Below are 26,631 nucleotides of genomic sequence, written 5' to 3' on the forward strand. Positions count from 1 at the left end.
TCCTTCGGTCTCATCGCGCCCCGATCAGGTGTTCGGACTGCACGCACCGGTGGCTTTTGCGGCGGGACCGTGACCAACTCAGGCGTCCTAACAAGAACGGGAGAAGAACAAACAACCCGTTTCACCGTGTTCCCTCGGAGTTGTCCACAGGGAGAGGCCGATACGGTCACGGAAGATTGACCACTCTGCAATAGCAGGGATTAACCCCGAAAGTTGAACTAACAAGAACTAATAGCGTTGCATTCGCCGCAATCACTTGATAGCTCGACTACACGTGCTATTTAGGACCCCCATTGCCAAAAGGAGAATCACGTTGGCCAAGACAGCTAAGAAGGCAGCTACCAAGAAGTTGGCGCGCAAGCCGTATACCGCCGCCGACATCAAGCTGCTGAAGCAGCACTCGAAGTCCAAGACCCCGGTTGCCAAGATCGCCAAGGCGATGAAGCGGACTGAAGGCTCGCTGCGCCAGAAGGCCCTGGCGCTGGGCATTGGCCTCGGCCACCAGCGGTAATTTGTTCGGCGCCGCTGTCGCGCGTCAGCGCGGCCAGCCCAAGTCGGTGTACCGAGGCGGCGCTACCAGCCTGTCATCTGATCTCAGTTGCGATCCAGTCTCAGCTACGACGTGATCCCAGCTGCGATCAGATGCCGGCACGGAAACATCCGGCAATCCGCTCGCGAGGCAGCCGAGAAACCGGCCAAGAAGCCAGCGAAGAGCTCGAAAGCCCGAGCTACATCGTCGCACCGAGCACCCAGGGCGCGAACTCAGCGCCGCCGAAATCGAAGCTTTCGCTCTTGGTCGGCTGCCCGGATGCGGTTTTCAGCATCAATTCGAAGATCCGCTGGCCGCACTCCTGCACCGTCTCCTCGCCGTCGAGGATGGTGCCGCAGTTGACGTCCATGTCGTCTTCCATCCGCTTGTACATCGGCGTATTCGTCGCCAGCTTGATCGACGGTGCCGGCTTGCAGCCGAACACACTGCCACGTCCGGTGGTGAAGCAGACGAGATTGGCGCCGCCGGCCACCTGCCCCGTCGCCGCGACGGGGTCGTAGCCGGGCGTGTCCATGAACACGAAGCCCTTCTTGGTCACGGCTTCGGCATAATGCAACACATCCACCAGATTGGTGCTGCCGGCCTTGGCCATCGCGCCGAGCGACTTCTCCAGGATGGTGGTCAGGCCACCGGCCTTGTTGCCGGGACTCGGGTTGGCATTCATTTCCGCGCCTTCGCGCGCTGTATACTCTTCCCACCAGCGCATCAGCGACACCAGTTTCTCGCCGACGTCGCGGCTCACGGCGCGGCGCGTCAGCAGATGCTCGGCGCCGTAGGTCTCCGGCGTCTCCGACAGGATGACCGTGCCACCATGTCGCACCAGCAGGTCGCTAGCGGCACCAAGCGCGGGGTTGGCGGAGATTCCGGAGTAGCCGTCGGAGCCGCCACACTGGAGCGCGACCGTCAATTCGCTCGCGGGAACCGTCTCGCGCTTCACCTTGTTGGCGTCGGCCAGCGCCTCCTTCACGAAGGCAATGCCGGCCTCCACGGTCTTGCGGGTGCCGCCGACCTCCTGGATGTCCATCGCGCGCAACCGGCCGGCGAGCTTCTGCTCTTCCATCAGCCCGCCGATCTGATTGGCCTCGCATCCCAAGCCGAGCACGATCACCGCGGAGAAGTTCGCGTGCCGCGCGTAGCCGCCGAGCGTTCGCCGCAACAGTTTCAGCGGCTCATCCATCGTCATGCCGCAGCCCGTCTTGTGCGTCAGCGCCACCACACCGTCGACATGGGGATAGTCGGCGAGCGGATCATCGCCCGTGAACGGATTTCTCTTGAAGACGTCGGCGACCAGGCCCGCGACATGGGCGCTGCAATTCACCGATGTCAGGATGCCGATATAGTTGCGGGTCGCGACGCGCCCATCGGGGCGGCGGATGCCCTCGAACGTTGCCGGCAGATCGAAATTCGGCGTCGGCTTGACGTCGACGCCATAGGCGTAGTCCTTGGCGAAATCGCCCATGCCGCAGTTCTGTGTATGAACGTGCTGCCCCGGCGCGATCGGCGAAGTGGCGAAGCCGATGATCTGGCCGTAACGGCGGATCGGCTCGCCCTGCGCGATGGGACGCACCGCGACCTTGTGTCCCGCCGGGATACGATCGAGCGTCACGACGCCATCGGCCACGGCCAGCCCGGGCGGCAGGCTCGCGCGCGCGATCAGGACGCTGTCCTCGGGATGAAGACGGATGACGGGAGCGGGAGCCATGGCAGTCTCTCTCGTTGGAACTCATCGGTCGTGGAAACAGCGAAGAGCGAGTAGAGGCACCCCTCCTCGCTATTCCCTATCAGCAATTCGCCCTCAGGCCTTGCCGCCGGAGTCCTTGCGCGTCTGCAAGACCTGCTGACGGGCATAGACCTGCATCAGGCCGACCTCGTTAGACAGCGTGACCAGCTTGAAGCCCATGTTGATCGCGCGCGCCGCGCCCTCGGCGCCGCTGCAATGGATGCCCGGGTTCAGCCCGCGCTTGCCGCACTCCTTCACGATCTTCTCGTAGATCTTGAGGATCTCCGGCTCGTCGCGGTCGAGCTTCGGCACGAGACCGTAGGAGAAGCCGAGATCGGACGGTCCGATATACACGCCGTCGATGCCCTCGACGTCGAGGATGGCCTCCATGTTCTCGACCGCCGTCTTCGTCTCCATCATCGGCAGCAGCACGATTTCGTCATTGGCCGTCTTTTGGTACTCGCCGGCGCCACCGTACATGCCGGAGCGGATCGGGCCGTTCGAGCGCACGCCCTTCGGCGGGTACTTCGAGTAGGAGACGAGATTGCGGGCTTCCTGAGGTGTGTTGACCATCGGGCAGATGACGCCATACGCGCCGCCATCGAGCACCTTGCCGATGATGCCGGGCTCATTCCACGGCACGCGCACCATCGGCGTGACCGGATGAGCATGCATCGCCTGGAAACATTGCACCATCGACAGATAGTCCTGCACACCGTGCTGCATGTCCACGGTGACGCTGTCGAAGCCGCACTGCGCCACGACCTCCGCGGAAAACCCCGAGGGGATCGCGAGCCAGGCATTCACCACCGCTTTGCCTTCGGCCCAGAGCTGCTTGACCTTGTTGTTCGCCACGACCGGATTTCCTTCCCTGGTTGTTCAAATCGATTTGACTTGTTCGACGTTTCGGTTGCGCCCGCAGCACGCTGCGGTCAGTGAAGCCCGTGCGGCTTCGGATGGCTTGATTTCGCTGGACGCCACCGCGTCACGATGTGGCGCGCTGGATGCTCGCCTCGCTGACGCCCACCTCGCGTGCCGTATTCACTATCGCCGCCCAGGTGTCATCGGGCAAGGGCACGCCGTTGGCGGTGCGTTCAGCCCGCGTCTTGCGCTCGGTGTCACCGGGCACCAGAACCTGATCGACACCTGCGACGGGCTTGGTCGCGCGGATGAAATCGGTGTAGCGGGTGACCTCGCTGTCGAAGAAGTTGGCGGGATCGACCACCTTCGGATCGATGTAGATCGCGAGCATGCCGTTGGCGAAGCGCCGATTGGCCGAGGTCGCGCCGGTACCGGTCAGGGCGCCGCCGAGCAGTTCGCAGATGAACGCAAGGCCCGAGCCCTTGTGCTCGCCGAACGCGCGGATCGCGCCTGTTCCCTTGGTATGATCGCGCGTCCCCTCCGCCTCATAGGGACCATACAGCACGGCCGGATCCTCACTGAGGGTCCCGTTGGAATCGATCAGCGCGCCCTTCGGCAGCTTCTTGCCGCCGCGGCTCGCCACCAGCACCTTGCCTTCGGCGACGACCGAGGTCGCAAAATCGAGCACGATCGGATCCTGCCCGTCACGCGGAATGCCGACGCAGTAAGGGGCGGTCGAGAATCGCTTCTCCACGCCACCGAAGGGGGCGACCAGCAGCGAGCCTGCGGCAGTGACGAAATGGATCGAGACCAGCCCTTCGGCGGCGGCCATTTCGGCCCAGTCGCCGACGCGGCCGAGATGGCCGGAATTGCGCAGCGCCAGCGCGGCCAGGCCGCTTGTCTTGCAGCGCTCGATACCGATCCTCACCGCCTGCGGCGTCACCGTCTGACCGTAGCCGAATTTGCCATCCACCACCACCAGGGACGGCGTATCGACCACAATCTCGGCCGTCTGGTTCGGCACGATCGATCCCATCTTCTTCCAGCGGATGTAGACGGGGACCCGAATGACACCATGGCTGTCATGCCCGGTCAGGTTCGCGGTGGTCAGGTAGGTGGCGATCCGTCGCGCCTCTTCCGCCGACGAGTCGGCGCGCTCGAAGATGTCGGCGACGAAGTCGATGAGATGAGCAACCTTGATTGTGACCATGTCAACTCGCGGGTTCGATCAGCACGCAGACAGAGTTAGCATGGATTGCCATGCCTGCGACGCACGCCATCTCCGCTCGACTGCATCGCTTCTTATCAAACCGGCTCAGAGCCTGCCAAGTACCAGCCTGACAAGAGCGTCGACGATTCCCGCTTTATCCGGCTCATATCAGTCCTCAGCGTGCTCATCCGCCGCGAATTCGTCACCCATGCTCTGCTCAAGCTCGCCCAGCATTTTGTGCAATGCGGCAAGCTTGCGCGCGCCGTAGCGCTCAGCGATCGTTGCATAGATCGCCTCAGATGTCGGCGCGACCTGGGCGATCAACTTCAAGCCCTTCGCGGAGATCGACAGAACTCCCCTGCGCATGTCGCGGGAGTCAACCTCGCGCGCGATCAGGCCGCGAGCCTCGAGATCGCGCAGAATGCGTGACAGGCTCGGCCCAAGCAGGAAAGCGACACGCGCCAGCTCGGTCACCTCGATGGCGTCGACCGCTGCCAGCGCGCGCAGAATGCGCCATTGCTGCTCCGTCAGTCCATGCTGGCGCAAGCTTGGCCTGAACTGCCGCATCACGGCCTCGCGTGCGCGCAGCAACGCCATCGGCAGCGACTGGGAGAAATCGCGCATCGGGACCTTGCGCGCGCGCTTCGTCGCAGACCTCGCAACCTTGGCCCTGGTCTCGCTCATCTCATCACCCCAGCGAGGCGACGAATCGTCGCCTCAATATTTGCAGTGCAACATATGCCAATTCGGTTTGCCGCCGAAAACTTAACATGTTAATCATCTGCCGCCACCTGTTTTCCGAGAGATCGCTCTCATGCCGCTGACGCCTGACCAGATTCAAAGCTGCGCCCTGCGCCTGAACGAGGCCGAGCAAAGCCGCCGCCAGATCCGCCAGCTGTCCCAGGAATTCCCCGATATCAGCATCGCGGACGCCTATGCGATCCAGCAGGCATGGGTCGCCATCAAAGTGTCTGCCGGGCGTGTCATCAAGGGCCACAAGATCGGGCTGACGTCGAAGGCGATGCAGAGCGCGCTCAACATCGACGAGCCGGATTCGGGCGTGCTGCTCGACGACATGTTCTTTGCCGATGGCGGTCTCGTGCCGTCCGACCGGTTCATCGCGACGCGGATCGAAGCCGAGCTCGCCTTCATCATGAAGAAGCGCCTGGCGGGACCGGACTGCACGCTGTTCGACGTGCTCAACGCGACCGACTTCGTCGTGCCCGCGCTGGAGATCTTGGACACCCGGATCGAACGCGTCGATCCCGAGACCAAGGCCACGCGCAAGATCTTCGACACGATTGCCGACAACGCAGCCAATGCGGGCATCGTGCTCGGTGGCCGTCCGCTGCGCCCCCTCGACACCGATCTGCGCTGGGTTGGCGCGCTCTGCACCAAGAACGGCCAGCTCGAAGAGACCGGCCTCGCTGCGGGCGTCCTGAACAATCCGGCAACGGCCGTGGCCTGGCTCGCCAACAAGATCGCGGCGCAAGGGCTGGCCCTCGAGCCCGGGCAGGTCGTTCTCGCAGGCTCGTTCATCAGGCCGATCGAGGCGCGCAAGGGCGATACCATCCAGGCCGACTATGGTCCCTATGGGACGGTGAGCTGTTATTTCGCCTGAGGTTCTTGGAGCGACCGCACCATGCCGCATTTCAGCATCGAATACTCCGCCAATCTCGACGCGCGTGTCGACATGGCCGCGGTCTGCGAAGTGGTCCGCAAGGCCGCGAGCGAGACCGGGATCTTCCCGATCGGCGGCATCCGCGTCCGCGCCATCCGCTGCGAACACTACGCGATTGCCGATGGCAAGCTCGACTACGGTTTTCTCGCCATGCTGTTGCGACTCGGCGAAGGCCGCGACCTTCCGGCGCGGCAGAAGGCAGGCGAACATGTCTTCAAGGCGCTATCGGCGCATCTCGATCCGGTGTTTGCCAACAGCAAATTCGCGCTGTCCTTCGACATGCAAATCAACGACGCCGCGACCAGCTGGAAGCGCAACAACATCCACGACGCCCTGAAAGCCAAAACGCCCTGAAAGCGGAGGCATCCCATGGATAAGGCCAGCCCCAAAGCCGACATCTACAAGGCCAATCTCGACCGCGCCGCGCCCCTGCTCGCGAAGCTGAAGGACGAAGGCATCGGCCATTTCATCGACGGCAAGGTGGTGCCGGCGATCTCGGGCGCGACGTTCGAGACCAAGTCGCCGATCGACAATGCCGTGCTCGCCACCGTGGCACGGGGCAATGCCGAGGACATCGACCGCGCAGCGACCTCGGCGGCGCTGGCCTTCAAGTCCTGGCGCGACATGGCGCCGGCGATGCGGCGCAAGCTCTTGCATCGCGTGGCCGATGCGATCGAGGATCATGCCGACGACATCGCCGTGCTCGAATGCGTCGATACCGGGCAGGCCTATCGTTTCATGGCCAAGGCCGCGATCCGCGCCGCCGAGAATTTCCGCTTCTTCGCCGACAAATGTACCGAGGCACGCGACGGCCTGAGCACGCCGAGCGAGGAGCATTGGAACATCTCGACCCGGGTGCCGATCGGCCCGGTCGGCGTGATCACGCCGTGGAACACGCCCTTCATGCTGTCGACCTGGAAGATCGCGCCTGCGCTCGCGGCCGGCTGCACGGTTGTGCACAAGCCGGCGGAGTGGTCGCCGATCACCGCGCAGTGGCTGGCGAAGCTCGCCAAGGAGGCCGGCATTCCCGACGGCGTGCTCAACACGGTCCATGGCTTCGGCGAGGAGGCCGGCAAGGCATTGACCGAGCATCCCGCCATCAAGGCGATCGGCTTCGTCGGCGAGAGCTCGACGGGATCTGCGATCATGGCGCAGGGCGCGCCGACCCTGAAGCGCGTGCATTTCGAGCTCGGCGGCAAGAACCCGGTGATCGTGTTCGACGACGCCGATCTCGACCGCGCACTCGATGCCGTCGTGTTCATGATCTACTCGCTGAACGGCGAGCGCTGCACGTCGTCGAGCCGGCTGCTGGTGCAGCAGAGCATTGCCGAGACCTTCACGGCCAGGCTCGCCGCGCGCGTGCGCGCGCTGAAGGTCGGCCACCCACTCGATCCCGCGACCGAGATCGGGCCGCTGATCCATGAGCGGCATCTCGCCAAGGTCTGCTCCTATGCCGACGTCGCGCGGCAGGACGGCGCGATCATCGCCGTCGGCGGCAAGCGGTTCGATGGTCCAGGCGGCGGCCATTATGTCGAGCCGACGCTGGTGACCGGCGCGAGCCAGACCATGCGCGTGGCGCAAGAGGAAGTATTCGGGCCGTTCCTCACCGTGATCCCGTTCCGCGACGAGGCCGACGCGGTCGCGATCGCCAATGACGTGCAGTATGGCCTCACCGGCTATGTCTGGACGGGTGACATGGGCCGCGCGCTGCGCGTCGCCGACGCGCTGGAGGCCGGCATGATCTGGCTAAACTCCGAGAATGTCCGGCATCTGCCGACCCCCTTCGGCGGCATGAAGGCGTCCGGCATCGGGCGCGACGGCGGCGACTATTCGTTCGACTTCTACATGGAGACCAAGCACGTCTCCTTGGCGCGCGGCACCCACAAGATCCAGCGGCTCGGCGTGTAAGGAGAGATGCCCATGACCTCCCCTCGCCTCGCGACCTACTCTGCCAATGGTTCGGTCCGCTACGGGCTCGTCACTGACAAAGGTCTCGTCGATCTCTCCGCGCGCTTTACGAAGGACTATCCGACCTTGCGCGAAGTCATTGCCGCGGGCGCCGTGCCCCGGCTGATCGAGACCGCCGCCGGCCTGTCGCCGGATCACGGCCTCGATGCGATCACCTGGCTGCCGCCGATCCCCTCGCCGGAGAAGATCATCTGCATCGGCGTCAACTATCCCGACCGCAACGCCGAGTACAAGGACGGCCAGGACGCGCCGAAGTATCCGTCGATGTTCATGCGGACGCCGCGTTCCTTCGTCGGCCATGAGACGCCATTGGTGCGCCCGCGCGCCTCGCCGCAGCTCGACTACGAAGGCGAGCTGGTGCTGGTCATCGGCAAGGCTGGCCGGCACATCCCGGAGGCCCAGGCGCTGGATCACATTGCCGCGCTGACGCTGTGTAACGAAGGCACGATCCGCGACTGGGTGCGACACGCCAAGTTCAACGTCACGCAGGGCAAGAATTTCGACTCCACCGGCAGCCTCGGGCCCTGGATCGTGCCCTACACCAGCGAGAGCCAGATCGCCGATGTCCGGCTGACCACCCGCGTCAACGGCGAACTGCGGCAGGACGATCGCACGTCGCGGCTGATCTTCGGCTTCCGCTACCTCATCAACTATATCTCCACCTTCACGACGCTCGTTCCTGGTGACGTGATCGTGACGGGGACGCCGACCGGCGCCGGTGCGCGGTTCGATCCGCCGCGCTATCTCAAGCCCGGCGATGTCATCGAAATCGAAGTCGAAGGCGTCGGCGCTTTGCGCAACGGCGTCGTCGACGAAAACTGATCAAGACGGAAGTTCAGCATGACCACCATGACCGGCGGCGAAGCCATCGTCAGCGGGCTCGTCGCCCACGGCGTCGACACCGTGTTCGGCCTGCCCGGCGCGCAGGTCTACGGCCTGTTCGACGCCTTTCATCAGGCGCAGCTCAAGGTCGTCGGCGCGCGCCACGAGCAGGCCTGCGGCTACATGGCGTTCGGCTATGCGCGCGCCAGCGGCAAGCCCGGCGTGTTCAGCGTCGTCCCCGGCCCCGGCGTGCTCAATGCCGGTGCGGCGCTGCTCACCGCCTTCGGCTGCAACGAGCCGGTGCTGTGCCTGACCGGCCAGGTGCCGACCGACTATCTCGGCCGCGGCCGTGGCCATCTGCACGAGATGCCCGACCAGCTCGCCACCTTGCGCACCTTCGTGAAATGGGCCGAGCGCATCGAATATCCCGACAGCGCGCCAACGCTGGTCGCACGCGGGTTCCAGGAGATGCTGTCGGGACGCCGCGGCCCGGCCGCGCTGGAGATGCCGTGGGACGTCTTCACGCAGAAGGCCGAGACGTCCGCCGCGAAGCCGCTCGCGCCGTTTACGCCGCCGCAGCCCGATCCCGACCGCATCGCCAAGGCCGCCGCGCTGATCGCAGGCGCCAAGGCGCCGATGATCTTCGTCGGCTCCGGCGCGATCGAGGCGCGCGGGGAGATCCTCGAACTGGCCGAGATGATCGACGCCCCGGTCGTCGCGTTCCGCTCGGGACGCGGCATCGTCTCCAACGCGCATGAGCTCGGGCTCACCATGGCCGCGGCCTACAAGCTGTGGCCGACCACCGACCTGATGATCGGCATCGGCACGCGCATGGAGCTGCCGACGACCTTCCGCTGGCCGTTCAAGCCGGACGGCTTGAAGTCGATCCGCATCGACATCGATCCCGCCGAGATGCGGCGCCTGATCGTGGATGCCGGCATCGTCGCCGATGCCAAGGCCGGCACGGCCGCGCTTTCGGCGGCCGTCAGTAAGACCGGGTATCGCAAGACCTCGAGCCGCCGCGCGGCCATTCGCGAAGCGACCGCGGCCACCTTGCAGGAGATCCAGAAGGTGCAGCCGCAGATGGCCTATCTGAACGTGCTGCGCGAGGTACTGCCGCATGACGCCATCGTCACCGACGAATTGTCCCAGGTCGGCTTCGCCTCCTGGTACGGCTTCCCGGTCTACCAGCCGCGCACCTTCATCACCTCGGGCTATCAGGGCACGCTCGGCGCCGGCTTCCCGACCGCGCTCGGCGCCAAGGTCGCGCATCCCGACAAGCCGGTGGTGGCAATCACGGGCGATGGCGGCTTCATGTTCGCCGTGCAGGAGCTGGCGACCGCCGTGCAATACAACATCGGCGTCGTCACCCTGGTGTTCAACAACAACTCCTACGGCAATGTCCGGCGCGACCAGCGCGAGCGCTTCGACGGCCGCGTCGTCGCCTCCGATCTCGTCAATCCGGATTTCGTCAAGCTTGCGGAGTCGTTCGGTGTTGCCGCGAGCCGCGTCACCGCGCCGGGGCAGTTCAAGGCGGCGCTGGAGAAGGCGCTCGCGCATGGCGGGCCGTATCTGATCGATATCGATGTACCCCGCGACAGCGAGGTCTCACCCTGGGCCTTCATCCATCCGCCGAAGCCCTAAGGGCGCGTGAGGATCTCACGGCGGGGACGCGCGGCGTCCCTGCCATCCGGCGGCGGCCATCGCCAGCAGGCCAGCGCCAGCCACGAACCAGCACGCGACCGGCGCCCATTGCACCAGCGGCGCATAGTCCGGCAGCTTCTGCAGGCCGCCCGCAACGGCCGCGATCCGCGCAAACGTGGCCAGCGCCAGCGCCGAGAACACCAGCCCCGTGACCTTGCCCTCGGCGCCGGTCGTCCCGATCGCCAGCGCCGCCGAGATCGCGCTCATCATCATGCAGCCCCAGGCGGCGCCAGCGATGAACTGCGCCACGAGCAGCACCGTCAGCGCGCCCGCGAGTTCGGCGATCACGATGGCGATCGCGCCGAGCAGCCCCGCGATGCCCATGACGATCAGGCCGCCGCGATGCTTGACGACGACGCTCGCGGGAAACAGCACGAGGTTGAAGCCGATCCAGAACACCGGCATCAGCCAGGGCAGATCCTCCGGCCTGGCGAAGCGCAGATAGAACGCCGAGCTGTTGATGCTGAAATGCAGCTGATAGCCGAGCGCCAGGATCACCATCGCGCCGATGAACAGGAGCGGCAGTCCCCGCAGCGGCTTCGGCTCGGCCTTGACAGCCACCGGCGCCGCGGCCGGACCGCCGGCCTGCGCGACACGTGAGAGGCCGAGCGCGGTCAGCAGCAGCACGACGGAGGAAATGATGAACGGCAGCCGGGCGTCATAATCGCGCATGATCACGCCGAGATAAGGTGACACCGCGCCGGCCACGCCATAGCCGAGCATCACCAGCGCCGTCAGGAACGGCACGGCCGGGCGCGCGGCGTAGCGCCCGAGCAGAGTGAGAGGCGGCGCCCGCAGCACCGACGACGTCAGCGCCCACACCACGATCAGTCCGATGAACACGGCCGGACGGGCGGTCGCCGCCACGAACGGCAGCGCGACGAAAGCGGCGCAGGATACCGCCGTGACGAGTGCGATGAAGACGCCGAAGCGGCTGGCGAGCGGCCCGATGCGATCGGCGGCGAGGCCCATCGCCGTATCCGACAGCGTGAAGATCGCCTGGTCCAGCATCAGGATCAGAATCACGGCTGATGGCGCGATGCCGGCCTGCGCCGCGAGCTTGGGCAGATAGATCACATAGGTGGTCCACAGCAGGCTGAAGACCAGCTGCAGCAGCGCGAGGTGAAGTCCGAGCCGCGTCGCAGCCGGCGCGCGCTCGTCCGCAAGTTCGACAGTCGTCATGGCCCCTCTCCCGCGCGCAGCATAGAGCGCGGGCCGCGCATTGCAAAATGCGCGAGGTCACAGAGCGGCCGGGATTACCGCGCGCGGCGAAACGTCAGGTTGATGCGCCGGCTGCCGAGCAAGGCGTGCTCGCCGTCGGCAAGCGGCGCGACGCCGTGAAAGGCGAGCCGCGCCGGCCCGCCCCACACGACGACGTCGCCATGGGCCAGGCGATGACGCTGCGTTTTGTCCGTGCGCTTGAGGCCGCCGAACAGAAAGGTCGCGGGCAGGCCGAGAGACACCGAGACGATCGGCTCGCCCAAGTCGCGCTCGTCGCGGTCCTGATGCAGCGACATCTTCGCGCCGGGCTCATAGCGGTTGATGAGGCAGGCATCTGGTGCGAAGCCTGGAAAGCCAGCCTCTCTCGCGGCATTCTCGGCAAGCTCACGCAACAGCCGCGGCATCGCCGGCCAGGGCTGCCCGCTCTCCGGGTCGACGGGATCATAGCGATAGCCGCTGCGGTCCGTCACCCAGCCGAACGGGCCGCAATTGGTCATCGCCACCGACATCTGGTGGCCGCCCGGCGTGATCATGCGGCGGAACGGGGCGTGCACGGTGATCGCCTCGATCGCGGCAAGCAGCTCGACCTCATCAGGCCGCGCGAAGCCGCGCAGCAGCATCGCGCCGGGCGCGAGCGGCTCGCGCGCCGAAGCCGGCGTATCGAGCCCATCGAACAGATCAGCCGTCATGCGCCTCACTTCGCATCATGAAAGATCACCCCCAGCGTATGCCGCCGGCCGGCGCGCAGCCGGCTGACGCCGTGGCGCATATTGACCCGGTAGCTGCCGCGCGTGCCCTGCACGGGGCGATTGTGGACCGCAAACACCACGGCATCGCCCTGCCGAAGCGGCACCACCTCGGCGCGCGACTGCATGCGCGGCCGCTGCTCCGTCAGCACGAACTCGCCGCCCTCGAAATCGCGCCCGGGCTCGGACAGGAGGATCGCGACCTGCAACGGAAACACGTGCTCGCCATAGAGATCCTGGTGCAGGCAATTGTAGTCGCCTTCGTCATATTGCAGCAGCAACGGCGTCGGCCTGGTCTGGCCGGCGGCATGGCAGCGGGCGAGAAAATCGGCATGCGCGTCGGGGTAACGAACGGCGATGCCCATCGTCGCGTTCCAGCGGTTGGCGATGCCGACCAGTTGCGCATAGAGAAGCGGCCGCAGCCGCGCGATCGGCTCCGGCAACGGATAGCTGAAATATTTGTACTCGCCGCGCCCGAAGCCGTGCCGCGCCATGATCACGCGGTTGCGGAAACGGCTGTCGTCCGGATACAACGATGCCAGCGTGCGGCACGCGTCGGCCGAGAGCAGTTGCGGCAACACGGCGCAGCCGCTGGCGTCGAGGTCGCGTTCAGCCACCGTCCAGTCGATCGCATCGATCCCGGTCGCGACGGCCGGATTGAGGTCGGGCACTGCCTGCTCGAGTCTGGCCATAAACTTGATCCCAGCTGTCATTCCGGGGCGGCGCGCAGCGACGAGCCCGGAATCCATACTCACGATGGTGGTTATGGATTCCGGGCCTGCGCGCAAGGGCGCGCATCCCGGAATGACGAGGATGCGACAGAAGGGCCAGCGTCAGCCACCCGTTTCCTGGACGCTTTGGGTCATCGCGCCGGAACGTCCGGATGAACCGAAACGCTTCGGGCGGAACCAAACCTCTGACGATGCACCGTCCACGCAACCAGCGCTTCCTCATCCTGCTCGGAAAGTCGATCCTGGCCGTGCTCTCGCTCGCGGTCGTGCTGCTGCTCTACGCCGAAGGCTACGCAATATGGTACGCCAAATATCATCTTGGCGTCCCCACTGAGGCCGAGATCGCAGCGCTTCCTGCCACCGGCCATCTTTGTCCGCTCGAAGCGGGATCGCCCTACGTCGCGCTGGCCGACATGCCTCCGCTGCTACGCCAGGCTATTATCGCATCGACCGGACCGGACTTTCAGACGCGGCCCAATCTCGTTCTGCCGGCGATGGCGGCTGCCATTATCAAGGGTGACGGACGGCCCGATACCAGGATCACGTTTGCGGTCACCCGCCATTGCCTGCATGTCCTGGCTCCAGACTGTTGCCACGGCGCTGATTGGCACATCGGAAGCCTCGTCTTCATGAGTCGTCTGGAGCGGACCTTGTCGCGCGAGCGTATCGTGGAGTCCTACCTGAACGACAGCTATCTCGGCTACAACACCTATGGTGTCGCAGCGGCGGCAACCGCGCATTTCGGCAAGCCCCTCGCAAGCCTCGACGTCGACGAAATCGCCCTGCTGATCACGCGTTTCCGATGGCCGAGGCCCTCTGAACGCGACAGCGAGTGGCGCAACTACATCCTCGACAAGATGCTGTCAGCCGGTCTCATTGACGAGGCCCAGGCGACCGCCGCCAAGGCCGCGCCCTTGCCCGTCCTCGCGGTACCGCCGCGCAAACCCTGAGCGCTCGCCACGCTTCAGCCCCGCACCACGCCCTCGACCCCGGCTGCGATCTCCAGCAGCTTGCGGTCCTGGCCGCCGGACTGCGCCAGCATCAGGCCGACCGGGACCTCGCCGTGGCGATGGGCCGGCAGCGAGATCGCGCAGCCGTCGATCATGTTGATGAAGGTGCAGTTGCGCAAGGCGCGGATGTTCTCACGGGCGAAGGCGGCGTCATCGGCGAGATCGGCGATCTTGGGCGGCGCGTTGGCCGTGGTCGGCATCACCAGCGCGTCATAGGGCGCGATGCGCGCGGCGGCGCGCGTCACCAGGGAGCGGCGAGCGTTGAGCATCTCGATGTAGTCCGGCACCGTGATCGCCTCGCCGCGCATGATGCGCACGGACACGCGCGGATCATAGACGTCGCCCTTGGCCGTCAGCAGGAAGCGGTGCCAGGCGTAGCTCTCGGCGGCGGCGAAGCCGCCCTTCATGCCGATCACGCCGACATCGAGAAACTCCGGGAATTCGATGCGCTCGATCAGCGCGCCCTGCTTCGCCAGGGTGTCCAGCGCCCGCTCGAACGTTGCGGCCACCGCGGCATCGAGTTCGTCGAGCACGATGGTCGTGGGCACCGCGAGCCGCAGCCCCTTCACCGGACGCGCAACCAGCGGCCGGATCGGCTCTTCCGCGAGCACGGCATCCAGCACCGCGCAACACGCCACCGTGTTGGCGAGCGGGCCAAAGCTGTCGAGCGTGGTCGAGAGCGGCACGCCGCCGTCGAGCGGCACGCGCGCCTGCGTCGGCTTGTAGCCGGTGATGCCGTTGAACGCCGCCGGGATGCGGCAGGAGCCGCCGGTGTCGGTGCCGAGCGCGCCAAAGGCCATGCGGTCGGCGATGGAGACCGCGGCGCCCGACGACGAGCCGCCGGGCACGTAGCCGACCTCGCGCTTCCAGGCGCTCTTCGGCGTGCCGTAATGCGGATTGATGCCGATGCCGGAATAGGCGAACTCGGTCATGTTGGTACGGCCGATCACGACGAAGCCGGCCTTGCGCAGCCGCGCCACCGCCGGCGCATCGGCCTCGGCCGGCGCGGAATCCTCCAGCGCACGCGAGCCGGCGCGGGTCACCTGGCCCTTGATGTCGAACAGGTCCTTGATCGAGATCGGAATGCCCGCGTAAGGCGATGGCGCCGCATTGGCCTTGCGCAGCGCGTCCATGCCGTCAGCAGCCGCCAAGGCTGCGTCCTTGTCGACATGGATGAAGGTGCGCTGCCCTTCTCCGGCCGGATCGGCGATGCGGGCGAGACAGTCCTCGACCAGCTTGCGCGAGGTCGTGCGTCCCGCGGCGAGATCGTCGGCGAGCGCGGCGAGGGTCGGATTGGCAGCGGTCATGGCATCCTAACTTGGGTCTAGACTTGGGTCAGTGGCGTCAGCCGAAATGTCGAGATCGAGCAGCGCGGAACTCAGCGATTTGCCGTGCGCATCCAGCGCCAGCGAGCGCGTCACCCCGCCGCCGAGCGCCCGGCTCATCACGAAGTTCAGCGCCGCGATGTTGGGCAGCTCATAGCGGACCACACCGCCCTGGACAATGCCGGCAAAGTGCGCCCTGACCCGCTCCGCCGTCACCTCTGCGAGCAGCAGCGGATAGTGCTTCGAATCATAGGCGATGACCGAGATGTTCGACATGTCCCCTTTGTCGCCGGTCCTGGAATGGGCGATATCACGCAGCTTCATCGCGGCTCCGATCATGTGATCGCATCAAAGACCAATTTTCATCGGGCGGCAATTGCCACGAAGGCACCTCTGCACCATCAGGAGGGCCGCATGCGCGGCGCGATGGACCGTTGACGCCCCCTCGCCAAATGGCGCATCAAACCGGCAAAGCAGCGGGCGACGGAGCCCGCCTCACGGGAGGATCACCGGGATGGCCGAGCCAATGCGCGCACGCCCCAAGCCGACGCCGGAGACCCAGCATTTCTGGGACGGCACACGCGCCGGCGAATTGCGGCTGCAGCGCTGCGACGCCTGCGCGTACGTGTATTTCCCGCCGCGGCCGTTCTGCCCGTCCTGCGCCAGCCGCAAGGTCAGTATCTTCAAGGCCTCTGGCAAAGGCACGCTCTACAGCTACGTCATCAACCATCGCCCGGCCGCGCCCGGCTTCACGCCGCCCTACGCGATCGCCGTCGTCGCGCTGGAGGAAGGTCCGCGGATGATGAGCAACATCACCGGCTGCCCGCAGACGCCGGAGGCGCTGGAGCTCGACATGCCGCTCGAAGTCACCTTCGAGCCGCTCGACGACCAGATCACTTTGCCCCTGTTCCGACCGGCGAAAGGATAACGCCATGCGTCGCAACCAGGTTGCCGTCGTCGGCGCGGCCGAGACCACCGAGCTCGGCGTCATCCCGAACATGTCGCAGATCCAGCTGCATGCGGATGCCGCGCTGAACGCGATCGCCGACGCCGGCCTGAAGCTGTCGGACATCGACGGCTTCGCCACCGCGGTCGAGACGCCGCAGCAGATGTGCCATTACCTCGGCATCACCCCGACCTGGGTCGACGGCACCTCGGTCGGCGGCTGCTCCTTCATGCTGCATGTCCGCCACGCCGCCGCGGCGATCGAGGCCGGGCTGTGCAAGACCGTCCTGATCACGCACGCCGAGAGCGGCAAGTCGATGATCGGCAAGCTGCCGCGCTCGATTCCCACCGACAGTTTGCAAGGCCAGTTCGAGGCGCCGTTCGGCGTGTACGGTCCGCCCAGCATGTTTCCGATCCCCGTGCTGCGCTACATGAAGACCTACGGCATCACCCATGAGCAGCTCGCGATGGTCGCCGTCGTGCAGCGCGAATGGGCGGCGAAAAATCCGCGCGCGATGATGAAGGACCCGATCACGGTCGAGGACGTGCTGAACTCGCGCATGATCGCCTATCCGTTCCGGCTGCTGCAATGCTGCCTCGTCACCGATGGCGGCGGCGCGCTGATCCTGACCTCCGCCGACCGCGCCAAGGATTTTCCGCAGAAGCCCGTGTACATTCTCGGCACCGGCGAGAGCGTGGAGACGCCGATGGTCAGCCAGATGGAAACCTTCACCTCGTCGCGCGCCTTCAGGGTCGCCGGCCCCCTCGCCTTCAAGGAAGCCGGCATCACGCATGCCGATGTCGATCACCTCATGATCTACGACGCCTTCGCCCATCTGCCGCTGTTCGGCCTTGGCGATCTCGGCTTCATGCCGCATGAGGAGACCGGCCCGTTCATCGCCGCCGGCCACACGCGGCCTGGCGGCAAGCTGCCGCTCAACACCAATGGCGGCGGCCTGTCCTACATGCATTCGGGGATGTACGGCATGTATGCGCTGCAAGAGAGCGTCCGCCAGATGCGCGGCATCGCGCCGGCGCAGGTGCCGAATGCGAAAATCTCCGTGTGCCACGGCGTCGGCGGCATGTTCGCCGCGTCGGGCACGATCATCTTCACGAACGAGAGGTAACGACGCGGGACAGTTCGTGGCGTTCAGCACAGCCTCCAACGTCCTTCGAGACGCCCGCCTTCGGCGGGCTCCTCAGGACGAGGACTGATTTCGCGGAAAGAGAACTGATACCTGGGAGAGATCTCAACCCTCATGGTGAGGAGCGCCTCTTCGGCGCGTCTCGAACCATGAGGCCCCAACCGCTAAACATCGCCCCCCCTGCGGCGGGCGAGGTAACAACACACATCCAGCCAAGGAAACTCTCATGACCAAATCGCTCCAGGACAAAGTCATCATCGTCACCGGCGCGGGCCGCGGCATCGGGCGCGAGATCGCGCTGCTGTGCGCCGCCGAGGGCGCCAAGGTCGTCGTCAACGATCCCGGCGTGGCCTCCGACGGCTCGGGTACCAGCGCCGCCCCCGCGGAGGAAGTCGTCGAGGAGATCCGCAAGGCCGGCGGCACGGCGGTCGCGAATTTCGAGTCCGTGTCGGAAGCGATCCCGGCCAGCAAGATCGTCAAGGCCGCCACCGATCACTTCGGCAAGCTCGACGGCGTCGTCAACAATGCCGGCATCCTGCGCGACATGATCTTCCACAAGATGAGCATCGAGGCCTTCGAGGCCGTCATCAAGGTCCACCTGATGGGCTCGTTCTACGTGTCGCATTCCGCGGCGCGGCTGTTCCGCGAGCAGGAGAGCGGCTCCTTCGTGCACTTCACCTCGACCTCGGGCCTGATCGGCAATTATGGCCAGGCCAACTACGCCGCGGCCAAGCTCGGCATCGTTGGCCTGTCGAAGTCGATCGCGCTCGACATGGGCCGCTTCAACGTCCGCTCCAACTGCGTCTCGCCGTTCGCCTGGAGCCGCATGATCGGCACCATCCCGGCGGAGACCGAGGCCGAGAAGGAACGCGTCGAGCGCATGAAGCGGATGGGACCGGAGAAGATCGCCCCCGTCGTCGCCTATCTGCTGGGCGATGCCTCGAAGGACGTCACCGGCCAGATCTTTGCCGTGCGCATGAACGAGATCTTCCTGATGGGCCAGTCGCGTCCGCTGCGCTCGGTGCATCGCGGCGAAGGCTGGACGCCGCAGACCATCGCGGAGCATGGCATGCCCGCGCTGAAGCCGTCGTTCTACAAGCTCGACCGTTCGGCGGATATCTTCGGCTGGGATCCGATCTGAGATTTGCAGCGCGCAAATCGTCTTCGCAGCGCAAACACTCTCAAGTTGTTTTTTATCCGAACAACCCGCGGAAAGCCACGATTCCGTCGTATGGTCGCCTCCCAACAAAAAACGTTTGGAGGAAACCATGACGAATTCACGACACGATCTCATCAAGGACGTGCCGGCCGAAGCTGATCGCTTCGACCGGCGCACGCTCCTCAAGGGTGTCGCCGGCTTTGCCGCCGCCGCTGCGGCCGTCTCGCCCGCCGTGGCGCGTGACTACGGACCGGGCGCGCAGCCGCAGCGCTATCCCGATCCCGACATCGTCGTGATCGACGAGAAGCGCTTCAAGGCCAAGGTCGGCAACACCGTCATCAAGCGCCTGTTCACCGGCTGCCTGTGGGCGGAAGGACCGGCGTGGAACACGCAGGGCCAGTATCTCGTCTGGAGCGACATCCCCAACAATCGGCAGCTCCGCTATCTCGACGACGACGGCCACATCTCGCAGCAGTTCCGCAAGCCCTCCAACGAGTCGAACGGCAACACCTTCGACTACGAGGGACGGCAGATCACCGCGGAGCGCACCCGTCTCGTCCGCTTCGAGCACAACGGCACGGTAACCGTGCTGGCCGAGAGGGCGAACGACAAGCCGCTCAACGGCCCGAACGACATGGTCGTCAATCCCGCCGACAAATCGATCTGGTTCACCGATCCCGGCTATGGCTCGATCAATCTGTACGAGGGCCAGAACGTCCGCAACGGCTCCAACCAGCCGTTCCAGAAGGAAGCCGTCTATCGCGTCGACGCGCAGTCCGGCGCGGTGACCAAGGTAGCGGACGAGCCGTTCAAGCCGAACGGCATCGCCTTCAGCCACGACTACAAGAAGCTCTATGTCTGCGACACCGGCATCACGCACTATCCGAATGCCAAGAACGTGGTCTGGCAATACGACATCAACGGCGACAAGCTTTCCAACGGCAAGCCACTGGTCGACATGACGCTCGACGGCAAGTCCGGCTTCCCGGACGGCCTGCGCGTCGACATCGACGGCAACCTCTGGGTCGGCGCCGGCTGGGTCGGCGAAGGCTATGACGGCGTCCACATCTTCGCGCCCGATGGCCAGCGCATCGGCCAGATCAAGCTGCCCGAGATCTGCGCCAACGTCTGCTTCGGCGGCAAGAAGCGCAACCGCCTGTTCATGACGGCGAGCCAGTCGCTGTATGCGGTGTATGTGGAGACGCAGGGCGCTCATATCTGTTAGGTCGGGCTGCTGCCCCCGGCGCGCGCTGCTCGTACGCCTCACGTCAGCGCGCGCCCGACATGATCATCTGCCGCCTCTCTCCACGAGCACGCCGGCTTCGAAGTTGGTTCAATGAACACGCCTCTCGGCGTGTTCATTGGTCGGTATGCAGGACCCCTTGGATACCAGATCCTCATGGTGAGGAGCGCCGTGCCCCGTTCGTGCCATCAGAGACGGTCTGCATGGCGGCGCGTCTCGAACCATGAGGCCCAGACCGGGCCTCGCCCTTCGAGACGCGCGCCAAGTGGCGCGCTCCTCAGGGTGAGGGGTGAAAGTGTGCTGTAACGTGGGACGCGCTTCATGGCGACCGAGCTCTGGTCTTGGCAACAGCTTCATGGGCCCCGTACCAACTTCTACTAAAAATAATCTTATTGCTATTTTTCGAAATTCATGCTTTCCTTTCCGCATCCCGCCTCAAGCAAGGGGCGTAGCGCGCGATCGTCACGACACGCGAGGCGGGGATGCGATGGCCGCGATGGAGCCGCAGCGTGTCCTCACGGATGCGCGGACGAACGGCTTCGTTGCGGACGTGAAATCGCGTGGTCCTGGCGCCCCGATGCAGGCGTCAAGTCCGTTGTGATGCCCAGCATCACACGGGCGACGGTGTCTACGAGCCGGCACACCGGGGAGATCGCGTATAAGCGTGAAGACATCGCGCGGGGAATGCCGGATGTTCGGCTGAACCTGTGGTGACTGCCGCCTGCTTTTCTTGTTGCAGGCGGGCCATGGGTGAGGCCTTCACCCGGCATTCCCCGCGCCCTTGCATGTTTTGCGAGGGACGACAGCCGCATGCACTCGGGCGCGACGCGCCGCGGGGACGAGATCGTATGTCTTAATTGCTGTTTGAGCCGTGAATTCGCCCGCCCCACCGTCGTCGTCCCGGGCAAGCCGCGATGCGCGAAGCGCATCGTGGCGCCGACCCGGGCCCCATACGCCGCAGCAGACGTGATGTGCGAGATGCCAACCACACGCCTGCCCCAAACTCCTCCCTGGGGGTATGGGTCCCGGCGCCGCGTGCGCAATTGCGCACTAGGCCGGGACGACAGCGAGGCCGCAGCTGCGATCGGGACCTACCCCGTATTCCGCAACCCCGCCGAGATGCCGTTGATGGTCAGCTGGATGCCGCGCAGCACCTGCTCGTCCGGGTTTTGCGCGCGGTGCGCCTTCAACAGCTCGACCTGAACGTGGTTGAGCGGATCGAGATACGGAAAGCGGTTGCGGACCGAGCGCTCCAGCAGCGGGTTGCCCTGCAAGAGGCGCTCCTGGCCGGTGATGTCGAGCAGCGTCTCGATCACCAGATTCCATTCGCGGCGGATGCGGCTGAAGATCTTTTCGCGCAACTCTTCATCCGGCACCAGTTCCGCATAGCGCGAGGCGATCGCGATCGAGCTCTTGGCGAGCACCATGTCCATGTTCGACAGCAGCATGCGGAAGAACGGCCATTCGCGATTGAGCTCGCGCAGGAACGGCATGCCCTGCTCCGGATTCTCCGCGATCCAGGTCTCGACGGCGCTGCCGAAGCCGTACCAGCCCGGCAGCATCAGCCGGCACTGCGCCCAGGAGAACACCCAGGGGATGGCGCGCAGATCCTCGATCGCGCGGGTCTTCTTGCGCGACGCCGGACGGCTGCCGATGTTGAGCGTCGCGATCTCGTTGATGACGGTCGAGGCCCAGAAATAGTCGACGAAGCCGTCGGTCTCGTAGACCAGGCCGCGATAGGCCTTGAAGGCGAGCTCCGAGAGCCGGTCCATCGCGGTGAGATATTCGCGCTTCGGCGCCGGCTGCCGCGGATGCAGCAGGCTGGCCTCGAGCGTCGCTGCAGCCAGGATCTCCAGATTATAACGGCCGACCTCGGCGTTGGAATATTTGCTGGAGATGATCTCGCCCTGCTCCGTGATCCGGATCTGGCCGTTCACCGCGCCGCCGGGCTGGGCGATGATGGCGTCATAGCTCGGGCCGCCGCCGCGGCCGACCGAGCCGCCGCGGCCGTGGAACAGCCGCAGCCGGATGCCGTGGCGCTCGAAGATCTCGACCAGACCGATCTCGGCCTTGTAGAGTTCCCACCCCGAGGTGACGAAGCCGCCGTCCTTGTTGCTGTCGGAATAGCCGAGCATCACCTCCTGCACGGCGCCGCGGCTGTCGACCAGGCGGCGGTAGTCGTGCAGCGCCAGCATGCGGTCCATGATGCCGCTGGAGGCCTGCAAATCCTCGATGGTCTCGAACAGCGGCACGATATTGACGGCGCAGCGGCCGGAGGGATCGATCAGGCCGACCTCCTTCAGGAGCAGCGCGACCTCCAACATGTCCGACATGCCCTTGCACATCGAGATGATGCACTGAGAGATGACGTCGGCGCCGAACGTGGCGTGCGCCTCGGCCGCGGCGCGGAACAGATCGAGCTCGCCGATGGTCTCGTCGCTGTACTTGACGAATTGCGACACCAGCGGGCGCGCGTTACGCAGCTCGCTGACCAGCAGGCTGACACGCGCATCCTCGCTGAGCGCCAGATAGGACATGCCGGGCATCGCGGTATCGATCAGCTCGGCCACCGTGCGCTCATGCACCGCCGAGTTCTGGCGGATGTCGAGCCGCGCCAGATGGAAGCCGAAGCAGTCGACGGCACGCCGCAGCATCCGCAGGCGGCCGCGCGCGATCACCTCGGCATTGTTGGCGATCAGCGAGCGATGCAGCACGTCGAGATCGTCCTGCAGCTGCTTGACGCTGTCATAGGGCGCGACCGCCGCCACCGGCAGGCGGCTGATCTGGATGCCAAGCTTTTTCGCGGTGGCTGCGAGGCGCGCGTAGATGCCCGACACCGCCAGCCGATACGGCTCGCCACTGCGATGAGGCGACGTGTCGGGCGAGCGCTCGGCGAGCACACGCAGCTCCTCGGAGACATCGGCGAGATGGGCCGCCATCGACAGCTCGCTGCCGAGCCGATGCAGCTCTTCGAGATAATAGTGCAGCGCCAGGCTCGACTGCAGCTTGAGCGTGCCGCGCATCACCTCGGCGGTGACGAACGGATTGCCGTCGCGGTCGCCGCCGATCCAGCTGCCCATGCGCAGGAAGGACGCAAGGTCGCCCGCGACCTCGGCGCCGTCATTCAGCCGGTCCTCCAGGGTGCACAGCAGCCGCGGCACTTCGCGCAGGAAGGTGTAGTCGTAGAACGACAGGCCGTTGGTGACCTCGTCGAGCACGGTCAGCTTGGTCCGGCGCAGCAAATTGGTCTGCCACAGGGTCAGCACCGCGCGGCGCAGCGCCTCGTCATTGGCCTCTCGCTCGTCCGGGGTCAGCTGCATCCGCTCGCGGCGGTCGAGCAGCATCGCGACCTCCATCTCGCGGTCCATCGTGCTCTTGCGCCGCACCTCGGTCGGGTGCGCGGTGAGGACGGGGCTGACGAGCGCGGTCGAGAAGAACTTGCGCAGTTCGGCGGCCTCGAACCCGGCCGACTTGGCATGCGCCAGCGTCGCCGCCAGCATCCCTGCGCCGCCATTGCCGTCGCTCTTGGCGCGCATGCGGCGGATGTTGTTCTGGTCCTCGGCAATGTTGGCGAGGTGCGAGAAATAGCTGAAGGCGCGGACGATGCGGACGGTCTCGGCCGTGCTCATGCCATCGAGGATCTGCTCCAGTTCGCGCCGCGCCTGGCGGTCCTCGTCGCGGTGGAAGCGCACCGAGGTCTGGCGTATCAGTTCGACGAGGTCGAACACATCGGCGCCCTCCTGGTCGCGGACGGTGTCGCCGAGGATGCGGCCGAGCAGGCGGATATCGTCGCGGAGCCGCGCGTCCTCCTCCATGGCCTGCGCCTCGGCGGCGCGATTGGGACGGATTTCCTCTGGCATGACATCTTGTATGGCTTGCGGCGACATGGATGCGCTCTCCAGCAGCTGCCCATTTACGGGTCAGTCTGCCGTATCCGTACCGCAGCGCAAGATCAAGAAAGAGGCGTCACCTGCCTTATTGGATGCGGCCCTCGCCTCCTGTCCTTGACGGTCGCATCAGATCTGCCGCCCCGCCCGTTCCCAATAGGGATCGCGCAGCCGCCGCTTGAAGATCTTGCCGGAATCCTCGCGCGGCAATTGGCCGTGGATTTCGATATGCCGGGGCACCTTGTAGTCGGCCAGGGAGGCTTTCAGCCGCGCCTTGATCTCGCCGGTGTCCAGCACCACACCCGGCTGCGGCTCGACGACGGCCATCAGCGCCTCGCCGAACTCCGCGTCGGGGATGCCGAACACGGCGCAATCGTGCACGCCGGGCACCGCGTGCAGCACGGCCTCGATCTCGGCCGGATAGATGTTGACGCCGCCGGAGATCACCATGTCGCGCTTGCGGTCGCAGAGGAACACGTAGCCTTCTTTGTCCATGTAGCCGACATCGCCGGAGGTGATGAAGCCGTCGCGGTCGATCTCGGTCCGCTTCTCCGGCTTGTTGTGATAGGTGAAGTCCGGATTGCCGACGATGCGGGAGTAGATCTCGCCGACTTCGCCCTGCGGCAGGACGCGGCCGTCCTCGCCGAGGAAGCGCAGATCGGCGCCCGGCGAGACCTTGCCGACAGTGCCGGGCTTGCGCAGAGCGTCCTCCGACGTGGCAAAGGTCACTGCGCCGGATTCGGTCGAGCCGTAGAACTCATAGATCACCGGCCCCCACCATTCGATCATCGCGCGCTTGACGTCGGCGGGGCACGGCGCGGCGGCATGGATGATATGGCGCAGCGACGACATGTCGTAGCGGCGGCGCACCTCCTCCGGCAGCTTCATCAGCCGGATGAACATCGTCGGCACCATGAAGATGGTGTCGATGCGCTCCGCCTGGATGATGGCGAGAAACTCTTCCGGCTCGAAGCGCGGCATCAGCACCAGCGCGCCGCCGAGCCGTCCGGCGCGCAAGCCGAACGCGTTGGGCGCCGAATGATACAGCGGCCCCGGGAGCAGCGCGCGCGAGCCCGGCTTCAGGCCGTAGATCAGCGCCCGCATCCGCTCGGCCGAGGCCGCCTGCTCGATCGTCGGCGCGCTGCGGCGGACGCCCTTCGGGTGTCCGGTCGTGCCCGAGGTGTAGATCATGTTCTGCGGCTGCGGCACCTGCGGTCCGTCGTAAGGGCCGTGCTGAACGAGCCAGCTCTCCAGATCGGTCGCGAATTCAGGTGCCTGAAGCAGATCTGCAGAAATCTTATAGTTCGACAGGATCTCCGGTGGAGTCGGCACGCTGAGGACGGTGACGCCAGGTGGAATGAGACCGCGAAGCTGGTGCAAGAGATCGGCGTGACCGATCAGCACCCGCGTCGCGGAATCCTTCAGGATGTAGTCGATCTCCTCCGGCTTGAAATGCCAGTTCACTGGCACGCCATAGGCACCGAGCCGCATCGCGCCATAGGCGGCCTCGATGAAGGCGATGTCGTTGCGCATCAGCATGCAGACGCAATCGCCCTGGCGCACGCCGAGCTGCGCGAGACCGCTGGCGATCCGCGCGGCGCGGTCGGCGATGTCGGGGTGGCTGCGGCGACGGTCGCCGGAGATGATGCCGGAGAAAAGAGAGGACGTTTCCATTGTTGTTGCCTTGTCCGATCTGACGTCGGTTTGAGTGTCGTGATCATTCCGGGGCGATGCGCAGCATCGAACTACGGTGCGCAATTGCGCACCGGAGAATCTCGAGGTTCCGGGTCTGCTCCTGCGGAGCATCCCGGAACGACCGCGCTAATCCGCAAACTTCGGCGCGCGCTTTTCGATGTTGGCTCGTACCGATTCCAACTGGTTCGGGCTGCCGATCAGCTTCTGCTGCTCGACCGATTCCGCCAGCAGCGCCGGGCCCGGATCGACCGAGAGATTGTTCAGCATCCGCTTGGCGGCACGGATCGCATCCGGGTTCTTGCCCGCGATCTCCCGCGCCGTCTCCAGCGCGGCCGCGCGCGGATCGGCGCAGATGCGGGTGACGAGGCCGTAGGCCTGCCCCTCCTCCGGCGAGAACACCCGGCCGGTATAGGTCAGCTCGCGCAGGATGTCGTCGCGCATCAGGGTCGCCAGAACAGGCGTGCCGGCCATGTCGGGCACGAGGCCCCATTTGATCTCCATGATCGACAGCTTGGTGTCGGGCGCGACGTAGCGCATGTCGGCGCCGAGCGCGAGCTGGAAGCCGCCGCCATAGGCGACGCCATGCACCGCAGCAATCACCGGCACCGGCAGCTGCCGCCAGCCCCATACCGCCTGCTGGGCGAAATTCGCCTTGCCGTGGGTGCGAACGGTGAGGTCACGCTTCTCGCCGCCAGCGATACCGTTGCCGCCGGACTCCTTCATCGCCGCAAAGCGGCCCATGTCGAGCCCGGCGCAGAACGCGCGGCCCTCGCCGGACAGCACCACCGCGCGCAGCCCCTTCTCGTTCGACAGCCGTTCGGTCGCCGCGACCAGCGCCGCGAACATCTCCTGATCGAGCGCATTCATCTTGTCGGCGCGGACCAGGCGGACATCGGCGACGCCGTCCTTGATCTCGATCGCGATGCGGTTGTCCATCGGGGCGGTCTCCTCACGATTGTCTTTGTGACTTTACAGAAGGCTGTCGGAGCAGTTTAGTCAATCGACCAA

23 protein-coding genes are annotated in these 26,631 nt (G+C 65.6%); 11 read left to right on the forward strand and 12 right to left on the reverse strand.

Features of this window, described 5'->3' with window-relative positions; all coding sequences use genetic code 11:
- The first annotated feature begins 313 nt into the window (after positions 1-313).
- Positions 314-511, forward strand: coding sequence for a hypothetical protein (locus tag ACQR1Y_RS03945; protein ID WP_006613836.1), 198 nt, complete (start codon positions 314-316; stop codon positions 509-511).
- A gap of 217 nt (positions 512-728) precedes the next feature.
- On the opposite strand, the gene ACQR1Y_RS03950 is transcribed toward ACQR1Y_RS03945, so the two are convergent.
- From ACQR1Y_RS03950 to hpaR, 4 genes are all read right to left on the reverse strand, one after another.
- A complete protein-coding gene (locus ACQR1Y_RS03950) occupies positions 729-2,252 on the reverse strand; it encodes a UxaA family hydrolase (RefSeq protein WP_434875340.1) in 1,524 nt (507 codons plus the stop codon).
- A gap of 93 nt (positions 2,253-2,345) precedes the next feature.
- A complete protein-coding gene (locus ACQR1Y_RS03955) occupies positions 2,346-3,125 on the reverse strand; it encodes an HpcH/HpaI aldolase family protein (protein ID WP_434858354.1) in 780 nt (259 codons plus the stop codon).
- Between the two features lie 130 nt (positions 3,126-3,255).
- Positions 3,256-4,341, reverse strand: coding sequence for a malate/lactate/ureidoglycolate dehydrogenase (locus ACQR1Y_RS03960; RefSeq protein ID WP_434875339.1), 1,086 nt, complete (start codon positions 4,339-4,341; stop codon positions 3,256-3,258).
- A gap of 168 nt (positions 4,342-4,509) precedes the next feature.
- Positions 4,510-5,025 carry a homoprotocatechuate degradation operon regulator HpaR gene (gene hpaR / locus ACQR1Y_RS03965; RefSeq protein WP_434875338.1) on the reverse strand — a complete coding sequence of 172 codons (516 nt, stop codon included), beginning with the start codon at positions 5,023-5,025 and terminating at the stop codon, positions 4,510-4,512.
- Between the two features lie 130 nt (positions 5,026-5,155).
- Here hpaR and hpaH point away from each other — a divergent pair, with 130 nt between their 5' ends.
- The 5 genes from hpaH to ACQR1Y_RS03990 are packed head-to-tail and all read left to right on the forward strand — an operon-like array spanning position 5,156 to position 10,456.
- Complete coding sequence (gene hpaH / locus ACQR1Y_RS03970) at positions 5,156-5,962, forward strand: 2-oxo-hept-4-ene-1,7-dioate hydratase (protein ID WP_434858351.1); 807 nt, start codon at positions 5,156-5,158, stop codon at positions 5,960-5,962.
- 21 nt (positions 5,963-5,983) lie between these two features.
- The gene (locus tag ACQR1Y_RS03975) at positions 5,984-6,376 is read left to right on the forward strand and encodes a 5-carboxymethyl-2-hydroxymuconate Delta-isomerase (RefSeq protein ID WP_434858350.1); all 393 of its coding nucleotides are present in this window, start codon (positions 5,984-5,986) and stop codon (positions 6,374-6,376) included.
- A 15-nt stretch (positions 6,377-6,391) separates the two neighbouring features.
- Positions 6,392-7,930: a 5-carboxymethyl-2-hydroxymuconate semialdehyde dehydrogenase gene (hpaE, locus tag ACQR1Y_RS03980; RefSeq protein WP_434875337.1), complete on the forward strand. Its 1,539-nt coding sequence runs from the start codon at positions 6,392-6,394 to the stop codon at positions 7,928-7,930.
- Positions 7,931-7,942: 12 nt separating this feature from the next.
- Positions 7,943-8,812 carry a fumarylacetoacetate hydrolase family protein gene (locus tag ACQR1Y_RS03985; protein ID WP_434875336.1) on the forward strand — a complete coding sequence of 290 codons (870 nt, stop codon included), beginning with the start codon at positions 7,943-7,945 and terminating at the stop codon, positions 8,810-8,812.
- A gap of 18 nt (positions 8,813-8,830) precedes the next feature.
- Complete coding sequence (locus ACQR1Y_RS03990) at positions 8,831-10,456, forward strand: thiamine pyrophosphate-dependent enzyme (protein ID WP_434875335.1); 1,626 nt, start codon at positions 8,831-8,833, stop codon at positions 10,454-10,456.
- A gap of 15 nt (positions 10,457-10,471) precedes the next feature.
- Here the strand turns inward: ACQR1Y_RS03990 and ACQR1Y_RS03995 are convergent, their stop codons facing one another.
- From ACQR1Y_RS03995 to ACQR1Y_RS04005, 3 genes are all read right to left on the reverse strand, one after another.
- On the reverse strand, positions 10,472-11,698 hold the full coding sequence (locus tag ACQR1Y_RS03995) for an MFS transporter (protein WP_434875334.1): 1,227 nt from the start codon (positions 11,696-11,698) through the stop codon (positions 10,472-10,474).
- A 74-nt stretch (positions 11,699-11,772) separates the two neighbouring features.
- Positions 11,773-12,426, reverse strand: a complete 654-nt coding sequence (gene alkB / locus ACQR1Y_RS04000; RefSeq protein WP_434875333.1) for a DNA oxidative demethylase AlkB — start codon at positions 12,424-12,426, stop codon at positions 11,773-11,775.
- A 5-nt stretch (positions 12,427-12,431) separates the two neighbouring features.
- Positions 12,432-13,175, reverse strand: coding sequence for a 2OG-Fe(II) oxygenase (locus tag ACQR1Y_RS04005; RefSeq protein WP_434875332.1), 744 nt, complete (start codon positions 13,173-13,175; stop codon positions 12,432-12,434).
- Positions 13,176-13,405: 230 nt separating this feature from the next.
- On the opposite strand from ACQR1Y_RS04005, the gene ACQR1Y_RS04010 reads away from it, so the two are divergent.
- Positions 13,406-14,164: a transglycosylase domain-containing protein gene (locus ACQR1Y_RS04010; protein ID WP_434875331.1), complete on the forward strand. Its 759-nt coding sequence runs from the start codon at positions 13,406-13,408 to the stop codon at positions 14,162-14,164.
- A gap of 14 nt (positions 14,165-14,178) precedes the next feature.
- Here ACQR1Y_RS04010 and ACQR1Y_RS04015 read toward each other — a convergent pair whose 3' ends face one another.
- Entirely contained in the window at positions 14,179-15,531 is a 1,353-nt protein-coding gene (locus tag ACQR1Y_RS04015) for an amidase (protein ID WP_434875330.1), read from the reverse strand.
- A 6-nt stretch (positions 15,532-15,537) separates the two neighbouring features.
- Positions 15,538-15,873, reverse strand: coding sequence for an AtuA-related protein (locus ACQR1Y_RS04020; protein ID WP_434875329.1), 336 nt, complete (start codon positions 15,871-15,873; stop codon positions 15,538-15,540).
- Positions 15,874-16,063: 190 nt separating this feature from the next.
- Between ACQR1Y_RS04020 and ACQR1Y_RS04025 the strand changes: the two genes are divergently transcribed.
- The 4 genes from ACQR1Y_RS04025 (at position 16,064) to ACQR1Y_RS04040 (ending at position 20,023) form a co-directional block, all read left to right on the forward strand.
- Positions 16,064-16,477 carry a Zn-ribbon domain-containing OB-fold protein gene (locus ACQR1Y_RS04025; RefSeq protein WP_434875328.1) on the forward strand — a complete coding sequence of 138 codons (414 nt, stop codon included), beginning with the start codon at positions 16,064-16,066 and terminating at the stop codon, positions 16,475-16,477.
- A gap of 4 nt (positions 16,478-16,481) precedes the next feature.
- A complete protein-coding gene (locus ACQR1Y_RS04030) occupies positions 16,482-17,621 on the forward strand; it encodes a thiolase C-terminal domain-containing protein (protein ID WP_434875327.1) in 1,140 nt (379 codons plus the stop codon).
- 244 nt (positions 17,622-17,865) lie between these two features.
- Complete coding sequence (locus tag ACQR1Y_RS04035) at positions 17,866-18,780, forward strand: SDR family oxidoreductase (protein WP_434875326.1); 915 nt, start codon at positions 17,866-17,868, stop codon at positions 18,778-18,780.
- A 127-nt stretch (positions 18,781-18,907) separates the two neighbouring features.
- Positions 18,908-20,023 carry an SMP-30/gluconolactonase/LRE family protein gene (locus ACQR1Y_RS04040; RefSeq protein ID WP_434875325.1) on the forward strand — a complete coding sequence of 372 codons (1,116 nt, stop codon included), beginning with the start codon at positions 18,908-18,910 and terminating at the stop codon, positions 20,021-20,023.
- A 1,109-nt stretch (positions 20,024-21,132) separates the two neighbouring features.
- On the opposite strand, the gene ppc is transcribed toward ACQR1Y_RS04040, so the two are convergent.
- The 3 genes from ppc to ACQR1Y_RS04055 form a co-directional block, all read right to left on the reverse strand.
- The gene (ppc, locus tag ACQR1Y_RS04045) at positions 21,133-23,901 is read right to left on the reverse strand and encodes a phosphoenolpyruvate carboxylase (RefSeq protein ID WP_434875324.1); all 2,769 of its coding nucleotides are present in this window, start codon (positions 23,899-23,901) and stop codon (positions 21,133-21,135) included.
- A 156-nt stretch (positions 23,902-24,057) separates the two neighbouring features.
- A complete protein-coding gene (locus ACQR1Y_RS04050; RefSeq protein WP_434875323.1) occupies positions 24,058-25,602 on the reverse strand; it encodes an acyl-CoA synthetase in 1,545 nt (514 codons plus the stop codon).
- 147 nt (positions 25,603-25,749) lie between these two features.
- Complete coding sequence (locus ACQR1Y_RS04055) at positions 25,750-26,559, reverse strand: crotonase/enoyl-CoA hydratase family protein (protein WP_434875322.1); 810 nt, start codon at positions 26,557-26,559, stop codon at positions 25,750-25,752.
- Positions 26,560-26,631 lie beyond the last annotated feature (72 nt).

Origin of the sequence: Bradyrhizobium sp. HKCCYLRH3099, from assembly GCF_051167855.1 — a bacterium.
Classification (GTDB): domain Bacteria; phylum Pseudomonadota; class Alphaproteobacteria; order Rhizobiales; family Xanthobacteraceae; genus Bradyrhizobium.

Bases quoted from the DNA above. Each gene is read 5' to 3' on its own strand.
- ACQR1Y_RS03950 (WP_434875340.1), bottom strand. From the start codon at position 2,252: ATGGCTCCCGCTCCCGTCATCCGTCTTCATCCCGAGGACAGCGTCCTG.
- ACQR1Y_RS03960 (WP_434875339.1), bottom strand. From the start codon at position 4,341: ATGGTCACAATCAAGGTTGCTCATCTCATCGACTTCGTCGCCGACATC.
- hpaR (WP_434875338.1), bottom strand. From the start codon at position 5,025: ATGAGCGAGACCAGGGCCAAGGTTGCGAGGTCTGCGACGAAGCGCGCG.
- hpaH (WP_434858351.1), top strand. From the start codon at position 5,156: ATGCCGCTGACGCCTGACCAGATTCAAAGCTGCGCCCTGCGCCTGAAC.
- ACQR1Y_RS03975 (WP_434858350.1), top strand. From the start codon at position 5,984: ATGCCGCATTTCAGCATCGAATACTCCGCCAATCTCGACGCGCGTGTC.
- hpaE (WP_434875337.1), top strand. From the start codon at position 6,392: ATGGATAAGGCCAGCCCCAAAGCCGACATCTACAAGGCCAATCTCGAC.
- ACQR1Y_RS03985 (WP_434875336.1), top strand. From the start codon at position 7,943: ATGACCTCCCCTCGCCTCGCGACCTACTCTGCCAATGGTTCGGTCCGC.
- ACQR1Y_RS03990 (WP_434875335.1), top strand. From the start codon at position 8,831: ATGACCACCATGACCGGCGGCGAAGCCATCGTCAGCGGGCTCGTCGCC.
- ACQR1Y_RS03995 (WP_434875334.1), bottom strand. From the start codon at position 11,698: ATGACGACTGTCGAACTTGCGGACGAGCGCGCGCCGGCTGCGACGCGG.
- alkB (WP_434875333.1), bottom strand. From the start codon at position 12,426: ATGACGGCTGATCTGTTCGATGGGCTCGATACGCCGGCTTCGGCGCGC.
- ACQR1Y_RS04005 (WP_434875332.1), bottom strand. From the start codon at position 13,175: ATGGCCAGACTCGAGCAGGCAGTGCCCGACCTCAATCCGGCCGTCGCG.
- ACQR1Y_RS04010 (WP_434875331.1), top strand. From the start codon at position 13,406: ATGCACCGTCCACGCAACCAGCGCTTCCTCATCCTGCTCGGAAAGTCG.
- ACQR1Y_RS04015 (WP_434875330.1), bottom strand. From the start codon at position 15,531: ATGACCGCTGCCAATCCGACCCTCGCCGCGCTCGCCGACGATCTCGCC.
- ACQR1Y_RS04020 (WP_434875329.1), bottom strand. From the start codon at position 15,873: ATGAAGCTGCGTGATATCGCCCATTCCAGGACCGGCGACAAAGGGGAC.
- ACQR1Y_RS04025 (WP_434875328.1), top strand. From the start codon at position 16,064: ATGGCCGAGCCAATGCGCGCACGCCCCAAGCCGACGCCGGAGACCCAG.
- ACQR1Y_RS04030 (WP_434875327.1), top strand. From the start codon at position 16,482: ATGCGTCGCAACCAGGTTGCCGTCGTCGGCGCGGCCGAGACCACCGAG.
- ACQR1Y_RS04035 (WP_434875326.1), top strand. From the start codon at position 17,866: ATGACCAAATCGCTCCAGGACAAAGTCATCATCGTCACCGGCGCGGGC.
- ACQR1Y_RS04040 (WP_434875325.1), top strand. From the start codon at position 18,908: ATGACGAATTCACGACACGATCTCATCAAGGACGTGCCGGCCGAAGCT.
- ppc (WP_434875324.1), bottom strand. From the start codon at position 23,901: ATGCCAGAGGAAATCCGTCCCAATCGCGCCGCCGAGGCGCAGGCCATG.
- ACQR1Y_RS04050 (WP_434875323.1), bottom strand. From the start codon at position 25,602: ATGGAAACGTCCTCTCTTTTCTCCGGCATCATCTCCGGCGACCGTCGC.
- ACQR1Y_RS04055 (WP_434875322.1), bottom strand. From the start codon at position 26,559: ATGGACAACCGCATCGCGATCGAGATCAAGGACGGCGTCGCCGATGTC.